17 protein-coding genes and 1 tRNA gene are annotated in these 19,825 nt (G+C 63.2%); 9 read left to right on the top strand and 9 right to left on the bottom strand.

Annotated features, from left to right (window positions below):
- Positions 1 to 51: 51 nt before the first annotated feature.
- Together NKJ37_RS19445 and rnd are read left to right on the top strand one after the other, a co-directional pair.
- The gene (locus NKJ37_RS19445) at positions 52 to 1,293 is read left to right on the top strand and encodes an MFS transporter (protein ID WP_352442525.1); all 1,242 of its coding nucleotides are present in this window, start codon (positions 52 to 54) and stop codon (positions 1,291 to 1,293) included.
- A gap of 78 nt (positions 1,294 to 1,371) precedes the next feature.
- On the top strand, positions 1,372 to 2,523 hold the full coding sequence (gene rnd / locus NKJ37_RS19440; RefSeq protein ID WP_023810193.1) for a ribonuclease D: 1,152 nt from the start codon (positions 1,372 to 1,374) through the stop codon (positions 2,521 to 2,523).
- 50 nt (positions 2,524 to 2,573) lie between these two features.
- On the opposite strand, the gene NKJ37_RS19435 is transcribed toward rnd, so the two are convergent.
- The 3 genes from NKJ37_RS19435 to guaB are packed head-to-tail and all read right to left on the bottom strand — an operon-like array spanning position 2,574 to position 5,107.
- Positions 2,574 to 2,993: an MAPEG family protein gene (locus tag NKJ37_RS19435; protein WP_127288888.1), complete on the bottom strand. Its 420-nt coding sequence runs from the start codon at positions 2,991 to 2,993 to the stop codon at positions 2,574 to 2,576.
- A 37-nt stretch (positions 2,994 to 3,030) separates the two neighbouring features.
- Complete coding sequence (locus NKJ37_RS19430) at positions 3,031 to 3,654, bottom strand: hypothetical protein (protein WP_352774699.1); 624 nt, start codon at positions 3,652 to 3,654, stop codon at positions 3,031 to 3,033.
- Positions 3,605 to 5,107: an IMP dehydrogenase gene (guaB, locus tag NKJ37_RS19425; protein ID WP_023810190.1), complete on the bottom strand. Its 1,503-nt coding sequence runs from the start codon at positions 5,105 to 5,107 to the stop codon at positions 3,605 to 3,607. Before guaB ends, NKJ37_RS19430 begins: the two co-directional genes overlap by 50 nt.
- Before the next feature lie 308 nt (positions 5,108 to 5,415).
- Here guaB and NKJ37_RS19420 point away from each other — a divergent pair, with 308 nt between their 5' ends.
- Positions 5,416 to 6,837, top strand: coding sequence for an MFS transporter (locus NKJ37_RS19420; RefSeq protein ID WP_352442523.1), 1,422 nt, complete (start codon positions 5,416 to 5,418; stop codon positions 6,835 to 6,837).
- Positions 6,838 to 6,848: 11 nt separating this feature from the next.
- On the opposite strand, the gene NKJ37_RS19415 is transcribed toward NKJ37_RS19420, so the two are convergent.
- Both NKJ37_RS19415 and NKJ37_RS19410 read right to left on the bottom strand, forming a co-directional pair.
- Positions 6,849 to 7,646 carry an RlmE family RNA methyltransferase gene (locus tag NKJ37_RS19415; RefSeq protein ID WP_352442521.1) on the bottom strand — a complete coding sequence of 266 codons (798 nt, stop codon included), beginning with the start codon at positions 7,644 to 7,646 and terminating at the stop codon, positions 6,849 to 6,851.
- Between the two features lie 22 nt (positions 7,647 to 7,668).
- On the bottom strand, positions 7,669 to 9,027 hold the full coding sequence (locus NKJ37_RS19410; RefSeq protein ID WP_352442520.1) for a Ppx/GppA phosphatase family protein: 1,359 nt from the start codon (positions 9,025 to 9,027) through the stop codon (positions 7,669 to 7,671).
- A 392-nt stretch (positions 9,028 to 9,419) separates the two neighbouring features.
- Between NKJ37_RS19410 and NKJ37_RS19405 the strand changes: the two genes are divergently transcribed.
- The 4 genes from NKJ37_RS19405 to NKJ37_RS19390 all read left to right on the top strand — a co-directional run bounded on the left by NKJ37_RS19405 (position 9,420) and on the right by NKJ37_RS19390 (position 13,169).
- On the top strand, positions 9,420 to 10,352 hold the full coding sequence (locus NKJ37_RS19405; protein WP_023810186.1) for a lysylphosphatidylglycerol synthase domain-containing protein: 933 nt from the start codon (positions 9,420 to 9,422) through the stop codon (positions 10,350 to 10,352).
- A 176-nt stretch (positions 10,353 to 10,528) separates the two neighbouring features.
- Positions 10,529 to 10,602, top strand: a tRNA-Gln gene (locus tag NKJ37_RS19400).
- Between the two features lie 214 nt (positions 10,603 to 10,816).
- Positions 10,817 to 11,419: a hypothetical protein gene (locus NKJ37_RS19395; protein WP_023810185.1), complete on the top strand. Its 603-nt coding sequence runs from the start codon at positions 10,817 to 10,819 to the stop codon at positions 11,417 to 11,419.
- Positions 11,420 to 11,489: 70 nt separating this feature from the next.
- Entirely contained in the window at positions 11,490 to 13,169 is a 1,680-nt protein-coding gene (locus tag NKJ37_RS19390) for a hypothetical protein (protein WP_352774696.1), read from the top strand.
- 99 nt (positions 13,170 to 13,268) lie between these two features.
- Here the strand turns inward: NKJ37_RS19390 and NKJ37_RS19385 are convergent, their stop codons facing one another.
- Positions 13,269 to 13,490 carry a hypothetical protein gene (locus tag NKJ37_RS19385; RefSeq protein WP_023810183.1) on the bottom strand — a complete coding sequence of 74 codons (222 nt, stop codon included), beginning with the start codon at positions 13,488 to 13,490 and terminating at the stop codon, positions 13,269 to 13,271.
- Between the two features lie 269 nt (positions 13,491 to 13,759).
- Here NKJ37_RS19385 and NKJ37_RS19380 point away from each other — a divergent pair, with 269 nt between their 5' ends.
- A complete protein-coding gene (locus NKJ37_RS19380; protein ID WP_023810182.1) occupies positions 13,760 to 14,764 on the top strand; it encodes a L,D-transpeptidase family protein in 1,005 nt (334 codons plus the stop codon).
- Between the two features lie 69 nt (positions 14,765 to 14,833).
- Here NKJ37_RS19380 and NKJ37_RS19375 read toward each other — a convergent pair whose 3' ends face one another.
- A complete protein-coding gene (locus tag NKJ37_RS19375; RefSeq protein WP_013532294.1) occupies positions 14,834 to 15,520 on the bottom strand; it encodes a D-lyxose/D-mannose family sugar isomerase in 687 nt (228 codons plus the stop codon).
- A 190-nt stretch (positions 15,521 to 15,710) separates the two neighbouring features.
- Here NKJ37_RS19375 and NKJ37_RS19370 point away from each other — a divergent pair, with 190 nt between their 5' ends.
- Positions 15,711 to 16,769 carry a D-TA family PLP-dependent enzyme gene (locus NKJ37_RS19370; protein WP_023810181.1) on the top strand — a complete coding sequence of 353 codons (1,059 nt, stop codon included), beginning with the start codon at positions 15,711 to 15,713 and terminating at the stop codon, positions 16,767 to 16,769.
- Between the two features lie 174 nt (positions 16,770 to 16,943).
- Here the strand turns inward: NKJ37_RS19370 and NKJ37_RS19365 are convergent, their stop codons facing one another.
- Both NKJ37_RS19365 and NKJ37_RS19360 read right to left on the bottom strand, forming a co-directional pair.
- Entirely contained in the window at positions 16,944 to 17,708 is a 765-nt protein-coding gene (locus tag NKJ37_RS19365; RefSeq protein WP_023810180.1) for a heme ABC transporter permease, read from the bottom strand.
- Positions 17,709 to 17,843: 135 nt separating this feature from the next.
- Entirely contained in the window at positions 17,844 to 19,625 is a 1,782-nt protein-coding gene (locus tag NKJ37_RS19360; protein WP_352442518.1) for a glucan ABC transporter ATP-binding protein/ permease, read from the bottom strand.
- Positions 19,626 to 19,825 lie beyond the last annotated feature (200 nt).

The following is a 19,825-nucleotide window of genomic DNA, read 5'->3' as shown; positions in this document are numbered from 1 at the left end:
TGGCCAGGGTGATGGTCCAAGAAGGGATCACCGACACGTGATCGCCTCTTCATGTCCTCCATCCGCCCGATGATCCCGCTCCTTCTCGCCGCCGGCATTTTGCTCGGCGGCAATGGGCTGCAGAGCACGCTGATCGCGCTGCGCGGCGCGCAGGAAGGGTTTTCGGCTTCCGACATCGGCCTGATGGGCACCTTCTACTTTGCCGGCTTCCTGCTCGGCTGCCTGGCCATCACCCGCATCATGAAGGCGGTTGGCCATATCAGGGCGTTTTCGGCGCTGGCGGCGATCGCCTCGGTGGGCACCTTGCTTCTGGTGCTGGTCATCGATCCGGTGATGTGGTGCGCGGTGCGCCTTGCCGGCGGCTTCTGCTTCGCCGGGCTGTTCACCATCGTCGAAAGCTGGCTGAATTCCGGCGTCGGCAATCACGATCGGGCACGCGTGCTGGCGATCTACCGGATGGTCGACATCGGTTCGGTGACATCAGCCCAGTTCCTGATCCCGGTCTTCGGCGCCGGCGGTTTCGCCATATTCGCCATCATGTCGATGATGATCACCTTGTCGCTGGTGCCGGTGTCGCTCGGCGACCGCTCCAACCCGGCACCACCCGAAGAGGTCAAGCTCGACCTGGCGCGCGTCTGGCGGATTTCGCCGCTGGGCTGCTTCGGCTGCGTCGCCGTCGGCGTCACCAACAGCGCCTTTCGCACCCTGTCGCCGGTCTACGCCGAGCAGATCGGCATGTCGGTCGCCGATGTCGTCACCTTCGTCAGCGTCGGCATTTTCGGCGGCGCCATCATCCAGTATCCGCTGGGTTACCTCTCCGACCGCTGGGACCGGCGCCGGGTGCTGCTGATGACGACCTGCTGTGCGATGTTTTCGGCGCTGGCGCTGGTGTTCATCGCCGGCAGCAATCCGGCGCTCAACTTCATCCTCATCTTCATCTTCGGCTGTTTCGCCATGCCGCTCTATTCGCTGTCGGCGGCGCATTCCAACGATCGCGCCGACACGGGCGAGTTCGTGCTGATCAACGCGGCGCTGATGCTGTTCTATTCCTTCGGCGCCATTGGCGGCCCGTTCGCCGCCTCGACCGCGATGCAATATTTCGGACCGGGCGCCCTGTTTGTATTCAGCGCGGTGGTCTATGCGATCTTCATCGCCGTCATCCTTTACCGCATGCAGGCCCGGTCCGGTGTGCCGGCAGGCAGGCGCGGCCGCTTCACCGCGCTCCTGCGCACTTCGACGGTTTTCGCGCGGCTGGCCAGGAGAAACGACGATTCCGATGGTCCGGGAACCTGATGATGGCGGTGCCAAAGCTTGACGAAAGCCCCGGCGGCTGAAATCTAGGAAGACCTTACTCCTGTCAAAAGCGATTTGATGAACGTCATCACCACCCAGAAAGAACTCGAGACCGTTCTCGCCGCTTTCGAAAAGTCGGATTTCGTCACCGTCGACACCGAATTCATTCGGGAAACGACCTTTTGGCCGATCCTGTGCCTGATCCAGATGGCTGCACCCGGCGTGACAGCACTCATCGATCCCCTGTCGCCCGATATCGACCTGAAGCCGTTCTTCAGGCTGATGGCCAATGAAGCGGTGGTCAAAGTCTTCCACGCCGCGCGGCAGGACATCGAAATCATCGTCCACCTCGGCGATCTGGTTCCGCATCCGGTGTTCGACACGCAAGTGGCGGCGATGGTCTGCGGCTTCGGTGACAGTGTTTCCTACGATCAGCTCGTGCAGCGCATTACCGGCGCGCGGCTCGACAAGTCGTCGCGCTTCACCGACTGGCGCCACCGGCCGCTTTCCGACAAGCAGCTCGACTACGCGCTGGCCGACGTCACGCATCTCATCGAGGTCTATCAGCACCTCAGCGCCGAATTGGAGCGGGAAAACCGCGCCCATTGGCTCAACGAGGAGATGGAGGTGCTGACCTCACGCGAAACCTATGATCCGCATCCCGAGGACGCCTGGAAGCGGCTGAAGATGCGGCTGCGCAAACCGCAGGAATTGGCGATCGTGCAGGGCGTTGCGGCGTGGCGTGAGCGCGAGGCGCGCGAACGCGACGTCCCGCGCGGCCGCGTGCTCAAGGACGACGCGATCTACGAGGTGGCGCAGCAGGCGCCGCGCGACACGGCAGCCCTCGGCAAGCTGCGCACGACACCGAAGGGCTGGGAGCGCTCGTCGACGGCAACGGCGCTGCTCGGCGCGGTCAACACCGCACTTGCCTTGCCCAAGGAGCAGATGCCGAAATTGCCGAAGAGTTTCCAGCCGCCCGAGGGCTCGAGCGCCGCGGCGGAACTGTTGAAGGTGCTGCTGCGGATCGTCGCCGAAAAGGAAGGCGTCGCCTCGAAGGTGCTGGCCTCCAGCGACGACATCGACCGTATCGCCGCCGAGGGCGAGGAGGCCGACGTACCGGCCCTGCAGGGTTGGCGCCGCGCGGTGTTCGGCGAGGCCGCGCTCAAGCTGGTGCGCGGCGAGATCGGCATCAAGTTCGACAAACGCAAGATAGCGGTGTTCGATCTGTAGACGAGCGTTCTTTCCTTCTCCCGCAAATGGGGAAGGGAGAGCTGCTCTGCTCAGACCGCGCCGAGCAGGTGCAGCGCGAACCAGATCCATCCCAGCAGAAGAATCACCGCACTGACGAAGAATGACCGGCTGCGCAGCAGCAGATTGTTGCTGGTCAGGTGAACCCAGGCATGGAAATAGCGCGACGCGACGAAAATCCACATCAGCGCCAGGGTCAGATAGTTGACGCCGTTGGTCAGGTGCAGCGTCAGGCACAGCACATAGAACAGCACCGGCAGTTCGAACTGGTTGGTGAGATTGGCGGCAACGGTGACGCTGGAGGCCGGCTCGGTCGAACGCACCTTGAACTGACCGGGTTTCGCCTCGCCTGACCTGACTGCGCCGTATCTGCGGCGACCCAGGACGCAGTATACGATGTAGATCAGCAGCACATGCGCGAGAACGGGCCAGAAGATCGTGGTCTGGTTCATCAAGTGCCCCCTGCCCGGTTGGGCTTCGCGTGCGGCATCAGGCCTGGCGTTTCTGGCCTGCAAGCCAGAAGGCCGCAATGACGATCACCGGTATGGCGAAAAGCGCGAATTTGGTGACGGTGAGCGCCGAGGCGAAAGACAGCGAGTCCGGGTTGGCCGACAGGAAATCGGACAGAAGCCGCGCCACCGCAAAGTTCTGAACGTAATGTGCAAGCGTGTAGGGAAGCACCAGGACCAACGCGAAAATCGACTGCAGCTGCGCCGGCAGCACGCGGAAAGCCTTCAATCGCCGGCCGGTGGCCAGGATGAGGCTGACCAGCGTGACCGACAACAGCGCCGGGAACAACAGATCGAAGGTCAGATAATGCCAGACGAGAATGATCTCGCCGCCGCGCCGGCCGAGCGCCGTCAGCCAGGCCATGCCTTCGTCCGGCGTAAACCCTAAAATGCGCATGTCGAGTGACGGCAAGCCGCCGCTCAACTGGCGGAAATAGAAGAATTCCAGCGCCGTCATGGCGATGAAAACCACCCCTGACAGGAAACAGAGCGCGCCTGCGTGGCGCGATAGCCGCAGGATCGTTGCCGTCAGGTTCCGCCCGAGCTCGTACTGGTCAGGCTCCGCCGGGATAGTTCGGGCTTTCGCGGGTAATCGTGACGTCATGGGCGTGGCTTTCACGAAGTCCGGCATTGGATATGCGCACAAAAGTGGCGCGCTCGCGGAAATCGGCAAGATCACGGCCACCAACATAACCCATAGCGGCTTTCAAGCCGCCCGCAAGCTGGTGCAGCACGCCGGACACAGGTCCTTTGTAGGGAACCTGCCCTTCGATGCCTTCCGGGACCAGTTTCAGCGTGTCGCGCACCTCGGCCTGGAAGTAGCGATCGGCCGAGCCACGGGCCATGGCGCCGACCGAGCCCATGCCGCGATAGGCCTTGAAGGAGCGGCCCTGGTGCAGATAGACCTCGCCAGGGCTTTCGTCGGTTCCAGCCAGCAGCGAGCCGATCATGGCGGCACTGGCGCCGGCGGCCAGCGCCTTGGCAAGATCGCCGGAATATTTGATGCCGCCATCGGCGATCACCGAGACGCCGGATTTGTGCGCCGTCTCGACAGCCGACATGATGGCGGAAAGCTGCGGCACGCCGACGCCGGCAACGATGCGGGTGGTGCAGATGGAACCCGGACCGATGCCGACCTTGACGGCGTCGGCACCGGCGTCGATCAGCGCCTGCGTGCCCGCGGCGGTGGCGACGTTGCCGGCCAGGATGCGAACCGAGTTGGAGAGCTTCTTGGCGCGCGTCACCGCGTCCAGCACGCGCTGCGAGTGGCCATGCGCGGTGTCGATCACCAGAAGGTCGACGCCGGCATCGATGAGGCGCTCGGCGCGTTCGAAACCGTCATCGCCAACGCTGGTGGCGGCGGCGGCACGCAAGCGGCCCTGCGAGTCCTTGCTGGCGTGCGGGTTGAGCTGCGACTTCTCGATGTCCTTGACGGTGATCAATCCGACGCAATTGCCCTGCCTGTCGACGACCACCAGCTTTTCGATGCGGTGCTGATGCAGAAGCCGCTTGGCCTCGTCCTGGTCGACGTTCTCCTTGACTGTGATCAGGTTGTCACGGGTCATCAGCTCATGGACCTTCTGCGCCGGATCGGACGCAAAGCGCACGTCGCGATTGGTCAGGATACCGACCAGCCGTCCGATCTTGTGGCCGCCGCTGCCGCCGTTCTCCACCACCGGAATGCCCGAGATCGAATAGCTGCGCATCAGGCCAAGCGCGTCGGCGAGCGTCGCGTCGGGGCCGATGGTGACGGGATTGACCACCATGCCGGATTCGAATTTCTTGACCTGCCGCACCTGCTCGGCCTGTTCGGCCGGCGAGAAATTACGGTGGATGACGCCAATGCCGCCGGCTTGGGCCATGGCGATGGCGAGCCGCGCCTCGGTGACGGTGTCCATCGCCGCCGAGAGGATCGGCACGTTGAGGTCGATGTCGCCGGCGATGCGGGTGCGGACATCGGTTTCGCCGGGCATGACCTCGGAATGACCGGGCTGTAGCAGCACGTCGTCAAAGGTCAGCGCCAATGCGCCGGTGGACGTTTCGATGATTTTTGCCATAGCCAGTCCCTTGAATATAAAACGCGGTGGGGGAATACAAAAAAGCGCTGGACCGGAATGGACAGCGCCGACTCGTTTCTTCCCTTTCAGGATTGGCGCTGGCTGGTACCACGTCCGGGCGCCGATGAAAAGCCGATGATTTCACGCTCCCGGAAAGGTGACTTTTCGGCGAAGGGATGCGACCTGTGGTTGCCGGTCGCACAAAAGTGACAGCAAATTAATGCGACATGCCGGCGAAGGCATGGTAACCGCCCGCCTCAAGGCCGACATGCAACCGGCAACGCAACATTCAAGTCTGGACGCGTTCCTTGAACCGCACCATTCCGCTTATACTGGCGGTCGCCCTTTTCATGGAAAACATGGATTCGACCGTCATCGCGACATCGCTGCCGGCGATCGCCGTCGACATCCACACCAGCCCGATCGCGCTCAAGCTGGCGCTGACTGCCTATCTGGTATCGCTGGCGATCTTCATTCCGATCAGCGGCTGGATGGCAGACCGTTTCGGCGCCAAGAATATCTTTCGCGCCGCGATCGCGGTCTTCATCGTCGGGTCGATCGCCTGCGCCCTCTCCGGTTCACTGCCGGCTTTCGTGGTGTCGCGCTTCCTGCAAGGCATCGGCGGCGCCATGATGACGCCGGTCGGGCGGCTGGTGCTGGTGCGCGCGACACCGAAAAGCGAACTCGTCGCGGCGATGTCCTGGCTGACCGTTCCGGCGCTGGTCGGACCGCTGGTGGGCCCGCCGGTCGGCGGCTTCATCACCACCTACTTCACCTGGCACTGGATTTTCCTGATCAATGTGCCGATCGGTCTGATCGGCATCTGGCTGGCGACGCGTTTCCTGCCGGAGACCGAACCCGCGCAGACCCCACCACTTGATTTCATCGGCTTCGTGCTGAGCGGGCTGGCGGCATCCGGCGTGGTGTTCGGCCTGTCGGTGGTCAGCTTGCCCTATCTGCCGCCAATCGTCGGTGTCCTCACCGTAGCGGTCGGCCTCGTATCGGGCGCGCTCTATCTGCTGCATGCGCGCCACGCCAAAAACCCGCTGCTGGCGCTCGAATTGTTCCACAACCAGGTGTTCCGCTCCTCGGTGCTTGGCGGCGGGCTGTTCCGCATCGGCATTGGTGCTGTGCCGTTCCTGCTGCCGCTGATGTTCCAGATCGGCTTTGGGCTGACGCCGTTCCAGTCCGGCATGATCACCTTCGTCTCTGCAATCGGCGCCATCGGCATGAAATTCGTCACCGCGCTGATCTTCCGCGTCGCCGGCTTCCGCCGCGTTCTGGTTGTCGGTTCGCTGGTCGCCGCCGCCTCGATCGCCATCAACGGCCTGTTCACACCCGACACACCCTATCTCTTGATGCTGGCCATGCTGCTCGTCGGCGGCTTCATCCGCTCGATGTTCTTCACTGGCGTCAATGCGCTCGCCTATGCCGAGGTTTCGGCTGAAGACACCAGCAAGGCGACGCCGATTACAGCGGTGTTCCAGCAGTTGTCGGTCGCGCTCGGCGTGGCGCTGGCCGGCGGAATCCTGGAAGTATCGACGAGCCTGAACGACAGGTCATTGACACTGGCGGATTTCCACACCGCGTTCTTCGTCGTCGCGGCGATTTCCGCCGCCGCGTCCCTGTCGTTCATGCGGCTGGCGCCCGATGCCGGAAACGCCATCTCGGGCCATGGCCGGCTGACCGTGCCCAAGACGCTGGAAACGGTGAGCCCGCCCGGCAACTGATGCGGCTGGCTTTACGTCTCGTCGTCCTCCGGCCCTTCGCTATGGCTCCGGGCGCTCGAGTCCTTCGGAACGTCCACTGGACGTTCCGATCCGCCTGGCGGCGGACCGGCCTCTCGCCCTTTAAAATCCTTGGCCAGCAAATAGAGCTCGACCGATTCATCCCGCGACGCCGGCGGCTTGACGTGATGCACGGAGCGGAAGTTCTTCTTGAGCATGGAGAGCAACTCGTTTTCGGCGCCGCCCTGGAAAGTCTTGGCGAGGAAATGCCCGCCCGGCTTCAGCACCGACAGCGCAAAATCGGCTGCCACCTCGCACAGATGCATGGTGCGAATATGGTCGGTCCGCTTGTGGCCGGTGGTCGGTGCCGCCATGTCGGACAGCACGATGTCCGGATCCCCACCCAGCGCCTCGGCCAGCTTTTGCGGCGCCAGCGGATCGAGGAAATCCATCAACAGCACCGGGGCGCCGGGCACGGCGTCCATTTCGAGATAATCGATGCCGATGACATGCGGCTTGTCGGCCGTCGATTTCGTCCGCGCTGCCGCGACCTGGCACCAGCCGCCGGGGGCGGCGCCGAGGTCGATGACCTTCATACCGGGTTTCAGCAGATGGTGCTTGTCGTCGATCTCGATCAGCTTGTAGGCCGCGCGCGAGCGATAGCCGTCAGCCTTGGAGCGCTGGACATAGGGATCGTTGATGTGGCGCTGCAGCCAGCGGCGCGACGATTCCTTCAGCCCGCTCTTCTTCTTGATCCGCGTCTTCAGCACGCGAATGCTGGCTGATCCTGGTTTTTCCGGTTTCTTGGTCATTGCTTATTTCTTCGGTTCGGGCTCACGCTCTGCCACGCCCATCGTTGCGCCAGACGCCATCATCGGCCATCAGCTCGCTCAAAATACCTTCGCGCAGGCCACGATCGGCGACTCGCAGCCGCTCGGACGGCCACACGGCGCGGATCGCTTCGAGGATAGCACAGCCGGCCAGCACCAGATCGGCGCGATCGGCACCGATGCAAGGGTTGGCGCAGCGCTGCTGGAAATCCCAGCCAACCAGTCTTTCGACCATGCGGTCGACGCTGTCGCGGTCCATCCACAGCCCGTCGACACGGCGGCGATCATAGCGCTCGAGTTCAAGGTGGACACCGGCCAGCGTCGTCACCGTGCCTGACGTACCCAGCAGATGGAAATTCGGGCTGGCCTTGAGATGGCTCAGCCGATCGCGACCGTCGAAGCTGGCCAGCCGGCCGGCAACATCGTCGACCATGGCGGCGAAGATCTCGCGCGTCACCGTGCGGCCGCCAAAGCGCTCAGCCAGCGAGACGACGCCGACCGGCAGCGACGTCCACGACACGATATGATTGGCCAGCCTTGGCGAACGGCGGCCTGCGAGATCGATGAGCGCGATTTCCGACGAACCACCGCCAATATCGAACAGGACGACGCCTTGGGTGTCCCGCTCGACCAGCGAGCCGCAGCCGGACACCGCCAGCCGCGCCTCGGTCTGGCGGTCGATGATCTCAAGCTTCAGGCCGGCCTCGCGTTCGACACGGTCGATGAACTCGACGCCGTTTTCGGCCGTGCGGCAGGCCTCGGTGGCGATCAGCCGGGCTTTCCTGATTTTGCGGTTGCGCAATTTGTCGCCGCAGATTTTCAGCGCCTCGACCGCGCGGTCCATCGCCGGCTGGCCGAGCCGGCCATTGGCGGTGAGCCCCTCGCCCAGCCGGACGATGCGAGAAAAAGCGTCGATGACGCGGAACTGGCCATGCCGCGTCGGCACGGCGACCAGCAGCCGGCAATTGTTGGTGCCGAGGTCAAGAGCCGCAAACACCGGAAGCTCCTGGACCGGCGGCCGACGGGCGCTCTGTTCCGGCCGTGGCACTACAGCGGCGGGCGAGGCCACCGATTCCGCCGGTCTGTGGGACTCCGCCGCCGGGACACCGGTTTTGCCCGGCGCCGGCGATCGATTCTCCGTGGGACGTGCTTCGTCGCGCGCAAAAACCTTGCGCCCGCGCCTTCGCTTGCGCCGCTTCTTGGGCTTGCCTTTGTGGGGTGCGTCGCCCGCCTGCCCGTCCGCGGAGCGGAGCTCCGTCGGGCGGCGTTGCTGCCAGCTTGCGTTCCCCGGGCCAGCCGACCCCTGGGAAGCGCTGGACACGCCCACCTCCGGCGCGCCGGCGCCGGTGTCGTGGTCTTCCACTGTCGTTCCTTCCGGCGCCGCGCGAACCTATGATGGACGCAGCAGGCGCTTCAGTGTTTTAAGTTGCCGCCAGACTAACAGCGCCGCGCCCGATCACCAAGAGCCGCGTGCCGAATTTTGCCGGCAGGCCGCAAACCGCCGTTCCGGTGCGGCCGCGTAATGAACCCGCACGCCGCAGATGCCGGCGCTACGCCTGCCGGCATCTCTTTCGGCCGCTCACGACGGACAAATCTTGCCGGCCGCCGCTGCGACAAGGGTTCGCGGTTGAATAGCCGGCTTCGATGAGGCATTTCTGAAATGAGCGGAAGAATCCGGCAAGCCGGCCTCCCACCAGCCACGGAAAAGGAAGCGGACCCGCAACGCATGGCAGTCAGGCAATGAATTGGCAGGCAATGAACTGGAGACGCTATTTCTGGCCGGTTGTCGGCATCGCCGCCGTGATCTTCTCGCTGCTGCTGCTCTGGCACGAACTGCGCGGCGTTTCACTCGACGACGTCTGGGACGGTATCACGGCCATTCCGACCCGGGGTTGGGTCCTTGCCGCGCTGTGTTCGGTCATCGCCTATGCCTCGCTTGCCGGCTACGACCACATCGCGCTCCTGCATATCGGCAAGCGCGTGTCGTGGCTGTTCGTCACGCTGTGCTCCTTCACGACCTATGCGCTGTCGCACAACATTGGCGGTTCGGTGTTTTCCGGCGCCGTCATCCGCTATCGCGCCTACGGCACCAGAGGCCTGACCGGTCAGGATGTCGGCGTGCTGGTGGCGATCTGCTGGATCACCTTCGTGCTATCGACGATTCTCGCCTCTGGCCTCGTTCTGGTGTTCGAGCCAGAGGTACTCGACCGGTTTTCCGGCATCGCTCATCATGGCCTGTCGGAAGCGGCCGGTATCGCGATGCTGCTGCTCGTCGCCGCCTATGTCTTCGGCAGCTGGCTGCATCTGCGCCCGCTGAAGATCGCCAGCTTTCAGCTCCACTATCCGGCGCTGCCGATCGTCGCCCGGCAGTTGCTGATCGGCCCGATCGAACTGCTGGCCGCCGCCGCGATCATCTTCTTTGCCCTGCCAGCAGCCCACAATCCCGGTTATTTCGTCATTCTCGGCGTCTTCCTCGTCTCCTTCTCGATCGCACAGATCTCGCATGCGCCGGGCGGGCTCGGCGTGTTCGAGGTGGTGTTTCTCGCCGGCCTGTCGGACATGGATCCGGTCGGCGTGCTGGCGGCGCTGCTGGTGTTCCGGCTGTTCTACCTGATCATCCCGCTGATTCTGGGCCTGGGGGTGGTGCTGTTCTTCGAACGCTCGCAGTTCAGCCGGACGGAGCCTTGAGGCGCGGGATTGGACTGGGGGCCGCGCGCCGGCATCTGAAGAGTGGTGTCTGAAATCACCTGACGAAACCTGCCATTGAACCACAGAGCAGGCTTGACTATTTTCCGCTGGCGGCTACAAGGCAGCGCTCACAGCGGCTTGCCCGCTCGGCCCGCACGGTTCATGACCGCGCCTGCTGGGGAATAGGTTAACGGTAGACCCACGGACTCTGACTCCGTTAGTCCTGGTTCGAATCCAGGTTCCCCAGCCAAAATCCCACAAGCAAACCGATGATTTAGCACGCCAATTTGGCATCGTTTTCATCTGCATCGCTATGTCAGTTACGCACAGTACCGGGCTTTTACGGGCGCTACCCGCAGTTGCCCGCAATTGAGCCGGTCGAGATTCCCGGAGCGAAAAAGATCGTTGCCGCCGGCGCGTGCTACTCGCTAAGCTTCATGAAGGTTCCAGCACAATGCCGCGTCATGCTCACTGACAGCCAGTACATTTTCGAAAGCATCAAGGAGGGCTGCTTGACGCTCTCCGATGACGAGTTCGTCATCGACAGGCTGGTGAAGTATTTCGGCAATGGGAGGATCCGATGGCATGTCGAATTCCGTGGGCATCGCGTCGAGCTGACGACAGGCCAGCTCAAGAAGCAGCCGACCTTCCGCAGGAAGATACTCGAACAGGCTGGGGTGCTGCCGCCCCAGCGTGCCGGAACCGACTACAGGCGATGGGCACTCGATCTGAGGAAGAATGCCATCGAGCTTCCGTGGCGGGATAGGCCGGTGGACGTCGGTTTCGCCATCGACAGGCTGACCAGCCATGGCGATGAGCGCTGGACGGTCGAATACCAGGGCAAGGCCATCAAATTCACGACGACCAAACTCCGCAGGCAGGTGAGTTTCCGCAAACGCATGCTGGCCAAGGCCAAGGTGTTGCCGCCTCAGTTGGACCCGGCTGCCTATCGGAAGTGGATGGACTGGCTCATTCAAAACGCCACTGACCCGCAGCCCGGCGATGTCTTGATGACGGAAAAAAGTTGGCTCGACGACCTGCCAGAGCTAGCCGGCTGGCAAAAATGAAGCGCCGCTTAAGGACCAGCTAGCAGTGGTGGCAATATCTAGAACAACAGCCCAAACTTGAATGGAAGACATGGACCGCTTCGACCTCGGCACCTACCGCCGCCCCATCTCCACTCGCTCGGCAGAAACCCAGCGTTGGTTCGATATCGGCCTCAACTGGTGCTACGGCTTCAACCATGAGGAAGGCATCAAGTGTTTTCAGAAGGCGCTGGAGACGGATCCTGACTGTCCGATGGTTCATTGGGGCATCGCCTATGCCGCCGGACCTTTCTACAATCTGACCTGGAAGGAGCATGGCGAGGCCGAGGCCGGCAGCGCGGCCAAGCGCTGCTTCGAGCATGTCCAGCTTGCGCGGGCCAATGCGGTTGCCGCCAACGAAATCGAGAAGCGGCTGATCGAGGCGTTGGCCGCCCGCTTCCAGAAGCCGCACCGGGTGAGCCCCGAGGAATTCGAACGGTGGGGTGACGCCTATGCCGCCGCGATGCGGCTTGTGTACAGCGACTTTCCCGACGACCATGATGTGATGGCACTGCTGGTCGAAGCGCTGATGATGCGCACGGTGCGGCGGCTGTGGAACCTCAAGACCGGCGCGCCGGCTCCGAATTCCGATGTCGTCGAGGCGCTCGATGTCTGCGAGCGGTCGATCCGGCTTGCCGATGAAGCCGGCGCGGCACAACATCCGGCGATCGTCCACCTGCACATTCATCTCCTGGAAATGTCCACCATGCCGGAGCGCGGCATGCGCTCGGCGGATCTGCTCGGCGAGATGTGCCCCGATGCCGGACATATGAACCACATGCCGGGGCACATCTATGTGCTGTGCGGCGAGTATGAGAAAGCCAAACGTGCCAGCGAAAAGGCGGTGCGCGCCAACGACCTCTATCTGGCCTATGCGGACGAGCCGACCTACTATTTGCTGGGCTGCTGCCACGATCTGCACCTGATGATGTTTACCTGCATGTTGTCGGGCCAGTACCGGCCTGCACTGTGGGCCGCCGACAGAGTGCGCAGCCTGGTCACGCGCGAGGTGGTCGCCATCCAGGGCCGGCCCAAGCTCACGCAGACGGTGGAAGGCTACCATGCGATGAAATCGCATGTGCAAGTGCGCTTCGGCCGCTGGCAGGAGATCATCGACGAGCCTGTAACCGCGGAGCCCGGCCTCTATGTGCTGACGGCGGCCATGCAGCACTACGCCAAGGGCGTCGCGCATGCGACGCTTGGGCAATTTGCTGAGGCCGAGCGCGAGCGCGAAGAGTTCCATCGGCATCTGAAAGGTATTGCGCCCGAGCGGCGCTTCCTCAGCAACCCGGCGCAGGCTTCGCTGGCTGTCGGTGTCCCTCTGCTCGACGGCGAGCTGGCGTACCACCAGGGCCGGCATGACGAGGCCTATGGCCATTTGCGGCAGGCGGTCGAGCTTGACGACAATTTGTCCTACACCGAACCGTGGGCCTGGATGCACCCGCCGCGCCATGCGCTGGCGGCGCTGCTTCTCGACCAGAGCAACGCGCAAGAAGCAGAACAGGTCTATCGCGACGACCTGGGCCTGAGCGGCACGGTGCAGCGCTGCGCCCAACATCCGAACAATGTCTGGGCACTGCACGGGCTGGTAGAATGCCTGAAACGGCGCGGCGAGACTGATGAATTGCCGATATTGCAGACAAGCCTTGCCGCGGCGATGGCCAAGGCGGATGTGCCGATCACCTCGTCCTGCCTGTGCAGGACGAGCGCGCAGCAAGGCTGCTGTCACTGACGCGAAGTCAGCCTGTCGCCACTGTTGCGGCCGATCGGCTCGCCAAACAAATTGTCGGCCGATCGTCGTTGGCGGTGGAAACCTCGCCGCCCGGTCGTGTCACCTGCCGATCAGCCAAGGCTCCATGCCGCGTCGTTCCACGCCTTCGTCGATCAGCACGGAGCAGTCTATCTCATCGTGAAGCTGGGCGTTTGGGTCAGACGAAAGCCAGGAAGCATAGGACCGAAGCTGCTTGAGCCTGGCTGTTTTCTCCAGCCGTGCCTGGCGCTCATCCTCGGCTGGTTGAGCCGGTCTTCTGTCCTTCTGGGCAGGAAATGTCATCCTGGCTCTCCTCGGTCACTGAGCCTATGAAAACAGGCGCTCAATGGGACCTTGGCCCATTGCCAACACAGGCGCTGACGAGAGTCGCCATCCATCTTGATGATGGCGGACCCTTATCAACAATGCACCCGCGCCACCGCCGGGTGCTCCTGGTCCGGGTTCGCTGCGGCGCATCGGCACTCGGCAGCCGGACTCAGATGCAGGGAAATGGAACCAGATCGGCCGTGCGACGTCATAGAAGCAGGTGCTCATACAGGAGTGTGACCTCCATGATCAGGCTCGTTCTTGCCGCGGCCGCCATGCTCGTCATGGCATGCGATGCAACGGCGGCGGCAAAACTGGACGCGGCCACCGTCAACAACGCCCAATTTGACGGCAGCGAAGCGAAAGGCGTCAGTGTGACCGTGCTGAAGGCGCAAATCCTCCTGGATCGTGCACGCTTCTCGCCAGGCCTGATCGACGGCCGCCAAGCAGAGAACTTCACCCGGGCAGTCAGTGCGTTTCAAGCGGCCAACGGATTGCCTGCCGACGGCAAGCTTACCCGCGAGACATGGGACAAGCTGGTCGCGACATCCTCGCGCCCCGCGCTTGAGACCTACGAGTTGACGCGCAAGGATGTGCGTGGACCGTTCACCAGGCGAATTCCGGCGCGCATGGAGAGGATGGCCCGCCTGCCCCGGCTCGCCTATCACAATGCCTTGGAAAAGATGGCGGAGCGCTTCCACATCAGCGAGCAGCTGCTTGAACGGCTCAATCCCGGCATCGGCTTCAGAAAGGCGGGGCAAAAGCTGCTGGTGCCAGCTGTCGCCCGAGGTGATCCGCCGCAAGACATTGGGAACGTCGAGGTCGACAAGAGCGCTCGCCAGGTTCGCGTGCTCGACCCTTCCGGCAAAGTGCTTGCGACGTACCCCGCCTCGATCGGGAGCCAGGAGAAGCCCGCGCCGAGTGGCGAGGCAGAGGTCAAACGCGTGGTGCGCCACCCAACCTATCACTACGATCCAGAGTTTGCCTTCAAGGGGGTGAAGACCAAGCGCCCCTTCACGATCGCTGCCGGACCAAACAATCCGGTGGGATCGGTCTGGATCGATTTGTCCATCGATAGTTATGGCATTCACGGGGCGCCGGACCCAGGCAAGATCGGAAAGACCTTCTCGCATGGTTGCATCAGGCTGACCAACTGGGATGCCGAAGACCTCGCCTCCGAAGTGCAAAAAGGCACAAAGGTCGTCTTCAAGGACGAAGCGGCAGGATCGGTCGAACAAGGATCGCAGTAGGTAGGCGCTACCGGCTAACCCGCTTTCGATCGTGGGGCTGGCGTCACCGAAGGCATGGGGCGGCGCCCCCTACCCCAGCCACTTCTCATAGTCGGACACCAGCAGGTGGATCGGGGCAACGTCTTCGTCGATGTTGGAAAAACGGCCGATCGGTTCGCGAAACACATTGTCGGTGAGATCGTCATTGACGGTCGAGACCTCGCCGATCAGCACGTCCTTGCCCTCGGCCCAGAAGGCATGCCAGACGCCGGGCAGCAGCGTGACGCTCTGGCCCGGGTCGAGCTTCAGGAGCCCACCCGCAGGCAGCCTGTGGATGGTTCCGTCGACCGGCACCGAGACCTCGGCCTTGGGATCGATGCCGCCGTCGCGGTCATGCATGAACAGTTCCAGCACCAGCTTGCCGCCGCCACGGTTGATGATGTCCTCGGCCTTGATGTTGTGGCGGTGCATCGGCGACAGCTGGTCCTTGCGCGAGATCATGATCTTTTCGGCATAGAGCATGCCCATGCCCTTCTTCATGTCCTCGTAGCGGCCGTTGCGAACGGTGAACAGGAACAGGCCGAGTTCCCTGAATTTCTCTTGCCCGTAATCGGTGATGTCCCAGCCAAGCCGCGAGGTGAATACGGCCGACGAGTCGACCTGACGCGCCTTCGCCTCCTGCGGCGACCAATAGGCGAAGGGCGGCATGATGTAGCCGAACGAGCGGATGAAAGCGTCGGCTTCGCGGATGATGTCGTTGATGGCGGAGCGCTTCATGATCATGACCCCTTCGTATCGATTTGTCTGGCAAATCGCATAGCCGAACGTCGATGCGGTGTCGATCCATCTCGCCGCCTGTCCGGCGTTGCGCTTAGGCGCATGGACCACAAATCCGCTTCGCTGGCCGCGTGACATCACGGATTTTCAGGGCCATAAAACCCGCGGATTCCTCATGGGGTGAAAGATGATGCCGACCGTTCACGATCTCGATACGCCATCCATCCTGATCGACACCACGCGCGCGGAAGCCAACATTGCCCGCGCCCAGGCGCATGCCGACAAGAACGGGCTGAAGCTCAGGCCGCATATCAAGACGCACAAATTGCCCTACTGGGCGAAGAAGCAGGTGGCGGCCGGCGCCGTCGGCATCACCTGCCAGAAGATTGGCGAGGCCGAGGTGATGGCGGATGCCGGGCTGACCGATATTTTTCTTCCCTACAACATCCTTGGGCGCGCCAAGCTGGAGCGGCTTCTGGGGCTGCACGGGCGCGTCACCCTGTCGGTGACAGCGGACAGCATGGAGACGCTCGAAGGGCTGGCAACCACCTTCACCGATGCCGGTCATCGCTTGCAGGTGCTGGTCGAATGCGACACCGGCATGGGCCGCTGCGGCGTGCAGTCGGCTGATGAAGCGGTCGCGCTGGCAAGACAGATCGACAGAGCCGGCGGCCTCGCCTTCGGCGGACTGATGACCTACCCGGCCGCCGGGCGGGCAGCGGAGGCCGAAGCCTGGCTCACCGAGGCCAAGCAGGCACTTGCCGCGTCGGGCCTCGCCTGCGAACGCATCTCCAGCGGCGGCACGCCGGATATGTGGCGCTCCAGCGATACATCTGTTGTCACGGAGTATCGTCCAGGCACCTACATCTATCTCGACCGCTATCAGGTCGCCAAAGGCGTCGGCGGCCTCGACGACTGCGCGCTGACGGTGCTGTCGACGGTGGTCAGCCATCCCACAGCGACGCGCGCTATCCTCGATGCCGGGAGCAAGGCGCTGTCCAGCGATACGCTGGGTCTCGCCGATTTTGGCGAGTTGCTCGGCGTGTCGGGAGCGCGGGTGACGGGCCTGAGCGAGGAGCACGGCACCGTCACGCTTTCGGGCGACGGCAAGCTGCGCATCGGCGAGCGCGTGCGTGTCGTGCCCGACCATTGCTGCGTCGTCACAAACCTGTTCAACGAGGTCAATCTGGTCGACGGCGACACGGTGCTGGAAACGTTGCCCGTGGCGGCGCGGGGAAGGATGGGGTGAGGGTCATCGTCAAGGCCAGCGAAACGCCGCAGTATCTTCAGCACGCCGGCGGGACAGCGCCCCCTCTGGCCTGCCGGCCATCTCCCCCTCAAGTGGGGAGATCAGCAGCTTCAGCGCCCCACTCACTGCTCAGAGATAGACGTTGGCGAAAGCGAAAATTACAGTCGACGCGCGTCAGTTGGCGGACCGCTCGGCCTGCCGTGCCGCAACCCTGCGCGTGGCAATCACCCGGCGGCGGCGGATTTCGGTGCGCATCGCCATCAGGTGCAGCGCGAAGAACAGCACGGTGAAGCCGAGCGCCATCACCAGTAGCGGCCATAGCAGGCTGGGATCGATGGTCGAGCCGCCCATGCGGAACACCGAGGCCGGCTGATGCAGCGTGTTCCACCAGTCGACCGAGAATTTGATGATCGGGATGTTGATGAAGCCGACCAGCGTGATGATGGCGGCGGCCCAGGCGGCGCGGCTTGCGTCGTCGAGTGCGCGGGTCAGCGCGATGATGCCGAGATACATCAGGAACAGCACGAAGACCGAGGTCAGACGCGCATCCCAGACCCACCAGGTGCCCCACATCGGCTTACCCCAGATCGAACCGGTGATCAGCGCCAGCGCGGTGAAGACGGCGCCGATGGGGGCTGCGGATTTCAGCGCGACATCTGCCAGCGGGTGCCGCCAGACAAGCGTGCCCAGCGCCGAGACCGCCATCAGCGTGTAGCACATCATGGCCAGCCAGGCGAAAGGCACGTGGATGTACATGATGCGGACGGTTATGCCCTGCTGGAAATCCTCAGGCGCGGCGAAGCTCATATAGAGCCCGACGGCGAGGATGAGTGTGGCGATCGTGGCCAGCCACGGCACGACCTTGTCCGCCAGCCCGACGAAGCGCGTCGGGTTGGCGAGATCCATCCAGCCGGTCAGGCGTGAAGTCGTGTCGCTCATGCGTTTCTACATAAACCGCCGCGGCGTTCGGGGCAATCGAGCGTGGTGTCGCAGACGCAATTGGGGCGGCCGTGCCTGTACTCTCACCTGGACCTATGGTCCGACCTCCCACAAGGGGAGGTCGGAGAAAGAAGCTCAGGCGGCTGCTTCCTGCTGTTGCTGTACGGTGCGGCTGAGGCGGCGGACTTCCTCGTCGTTGAGCAGGCCGCCGGCGCGCAACAGGCTGGCAAAGCGGCCATTGCGCAGCGACAGCTCGGTGAAGCCGCCCATCTCGACCACCCTGCCCTTGTCCATGAACACGACCAGATCGGCGTCGCGAACGGTGGTCAGGCGGTGGGCGATGATGAAGGTGGTGCGGTCGCGGCGCAGTTCGTCGATCGCTTCCTTGACGCGGTCCTCGGTCTCGACGTCGAGCGCGCTGGTCGCCTCGTCGAGCACCAGGATCGGTGCGTCCTTCAACACGGCGCGGGCAATGGCGATGCGCTGACGTTCGCCGCCCGACAGCTGGCCGCCACGTTCGCCAACCACCGTGTCGTAGCCATTGCTCTTGGACAGGATGAAGTCCTGTGCGGCAGCCGCATTGGCGGCGGCATGAATCTCGTCATTGCTTGCATCGGCGCGGCCAACACGGATGTTGTCCTCGATCGAGCGGTTGAGCAGCCCGGCATCCTGGAACACGGTGGCGATCGAATGGCGCACCGACTTGCGGGTCACGGTACGGGTGTCGATGCCGTCGATCAGGATACGGCCATGGGACGGCGAGAAGACACGCTGCAGCAGGTTGATGAGCGTGGTCTTGCCGGCGCCCGTCGGGCCCACAATGGCGACGGTCTGGCCCGCCTGCACCTCGAAGGACACGTCGTCGATGCCTTGGCCGGAATTGGCAAATTCGAAGCCGACATTCTCGAAGCGGACATGGCCGGTAACGTTGGCAAGATCGCGTAGGCCGTCCGGCTCGGCGGCATCAGCCGCGGAGTCCTCGAGATGGTAGAAATCCTCGAGCTTGGCACGGGCCTCGGAAATCTGGTTGGCGAAAGCCGACATCTGGTCGAGGCGAGCGATCAACATCGTGGCAAAACCGGTGAAGGCAATGACGTCGCCGACACCCAACTGACCACGAGTCACAAGATAGGAGCCGATCGACAACACGATCAGCATCGAGATTGCCGATGACAGACGGTGCAAGGCATTGGCCAGCGCCCACCAGTCGAGCACGGGGTTCTGCGCGTCGAGCAGGTTCTTGACGTAGCGGCGCAGCGTATCGGCCTCGTGGCCGAGGCGATTGTAGCTCTGCAGCACCGCAACGTTGCTGACCGAGTCGGTCACATGCGCGAACACCTTGTGGTAGTGACGCTCGACCGCAGCCTGGCCCGCCTTGGTGCGGCGCATGACCATCCGGCCGATGCCGACATAAAGCAGCCCGAGGCCAAGCAGCACCAGCGACATGCGCAGGTCCATGCTGATCGCGGTCGGAACCAGCAGCACGAGGGCGACAGCCGTGGACAGATGCTGGCGCATGAATTCGAGCCAAAGGCTGAACAGGGTTTCGACGGCGCGCAGCATCGTGTGCAGCGCATTGGAGGTGCCGTGCTGATGGTGCCAGGCGAGCGGCATGGTGATCACACGCTCGAAGGACTGGCACAGCACTTCGCTGCGCCGAGCATGGGCGAAGCGGTCAGCGCCGCGCGCCACCATGACGAAAGCAACGATGTTGAAGGCGCCGAGACCGGCCCACATGACCAGCGTGGTGAAGACAGAGCCACGCTCGGAGATGGCGCCGATGACGCGACCGAACATAATCGGCTCGAGAAGCGCTACGATGGCGAGAGCCACGTTGGCCGAACAGATCAACGCAACGCGTTTCCTGTCTGCGGCCAGATAACCGAGAGCTCGCCAGTAGATTTGCAGAAGGGTCACCCCAGTTACTCCGCCACGCTGTTTATTGTGCACTGCATCATTTTATTCGTACCGGTTGATACGTCGCAAAACAATGGCCGTGTACCCCTTCAGTTCCCTTAGAGCGAACAAAAGATGGCGACGTTCCGAAATCTGCCGTGATCACCTAACGGTTTGAGAAGACAGGTAAAATGTCAGGCATGCGGCGAAATCATGGCAGT

Origin of the sequence: Mesorhizobium sp. M0140, from assembly GCF_040322475.1 — a bacterium.
Taxonomy (GTDB): domain Bacteria; phylum Pseudomonadota; class Alphaproteobacteria; order Rhizobiales; family Rhizobiaceae; genus Mesorhizobium.
This window is presented reverse-complemented; position numbering and strand designations above follow the sequence as displayed.

Excerpts from the sequence above, each read along its gene's own strand:
- NKJ37_RS19445 (WP_352442525.1), top strand. The coding sequence starts at position 52 with ATGTCCTCCATCCGCCCGATGATCCCGCTCCTTCTCGCCGCCGGCATT.
- rnd (WP_023810193.1), top strand. The coding sequence starts at position 1,372 with ATGAACGTCATCACCACCCAGAAAGAACTCGAGACCGTTCTCGCCGCT.
- NKJ37_RS19435 (WP_127288888.1), bottom strand. The coding sequence starts at position 2,993 with ATGAACCAGACCACGATCTTCTGGCCCGTTCTCGCGCATGTGCTGCTG.
- NKJ37_RS19430 (WP_352774699.1), bottom strand. The coding sequence starts at position 3,654 with ATGACGTCACGATTACCCGCGAAAGCCCGAACTATCCCGGCGGAGCCT.
- guaB (WP_023810190.1), bottom strand. The coding sequence starts at position 5,107 with ATGGCAAAAATCATCGAAACGTCCACCGGCGCATTGGCGCTGACCTTT.
- NKJ37_RS19415 (WP_352442521.1), bottom strand. The coding sequence starts at position 7,646 with ATGACCAAGAAACCGGAAAAACCAGGATCAGCCAGCATTCGCGTGCTG.
- NKJ37_RS19405 (WP_023810186.1), top strand. The coding sequence starts at position 9,420 with ATGAACTGGAGACGCTATTTCTGGCCGGTTGTCGGCATCGCCGCCGTG.
- NKJ37_RS19395 (WP_023810185.1), top strand. The coding sequence starts at position 10,817 with ATGCTCACTGACAGCCAGTACATTTTCGAAAGCATCAAGGAGGGCTGC.
- NKJ37_RS19390 (WP_352774696.1), top strand. The coding sequence starts at position 11,490 with ATGGACCGCTTCGACCTCGGCACCTACCGCCGCCCCATCTCCACTCGC.
- NKJ37_RS19385 (WP_023810183.1), bottom strand. The coding sequence starts at position 13,490 with ATGACATTTCCTGCCCAGAAGGACAGAAGACCGGCTCAACCAGCCGAG.
- NKJ37_RS19380 (WP_023810182.1), top strand. The coding sequence starts at position 13,760 with ATGATCAGGCTCGTTCTTGCCGCGGCCGCCATGCTCGTCATGGCATGC.
- NKJ37_RS19375 (WP_013532294.1), bottom strand. The coding sequence starts at position 15,520 with ATGAAGCGCTCCGCCATCAACGACATCATCCGCGAAGCCGACGCTTTC.
- NKJ37_RS19370 (WP_023810181.1), top strand. The coding sequence starts at position 15,711 with ATGCCGACCGTTCACGATCTCGATACGCCATCCATCCTGATCGACACC.
- NKJ37_RS19365 (WP_023810180.1), bottom strand. The coding sequence starts at position 17,708 with ATGAGCGACACGACTTCACGCCTGACCGGCTGGATGGATCTCGCCAAC.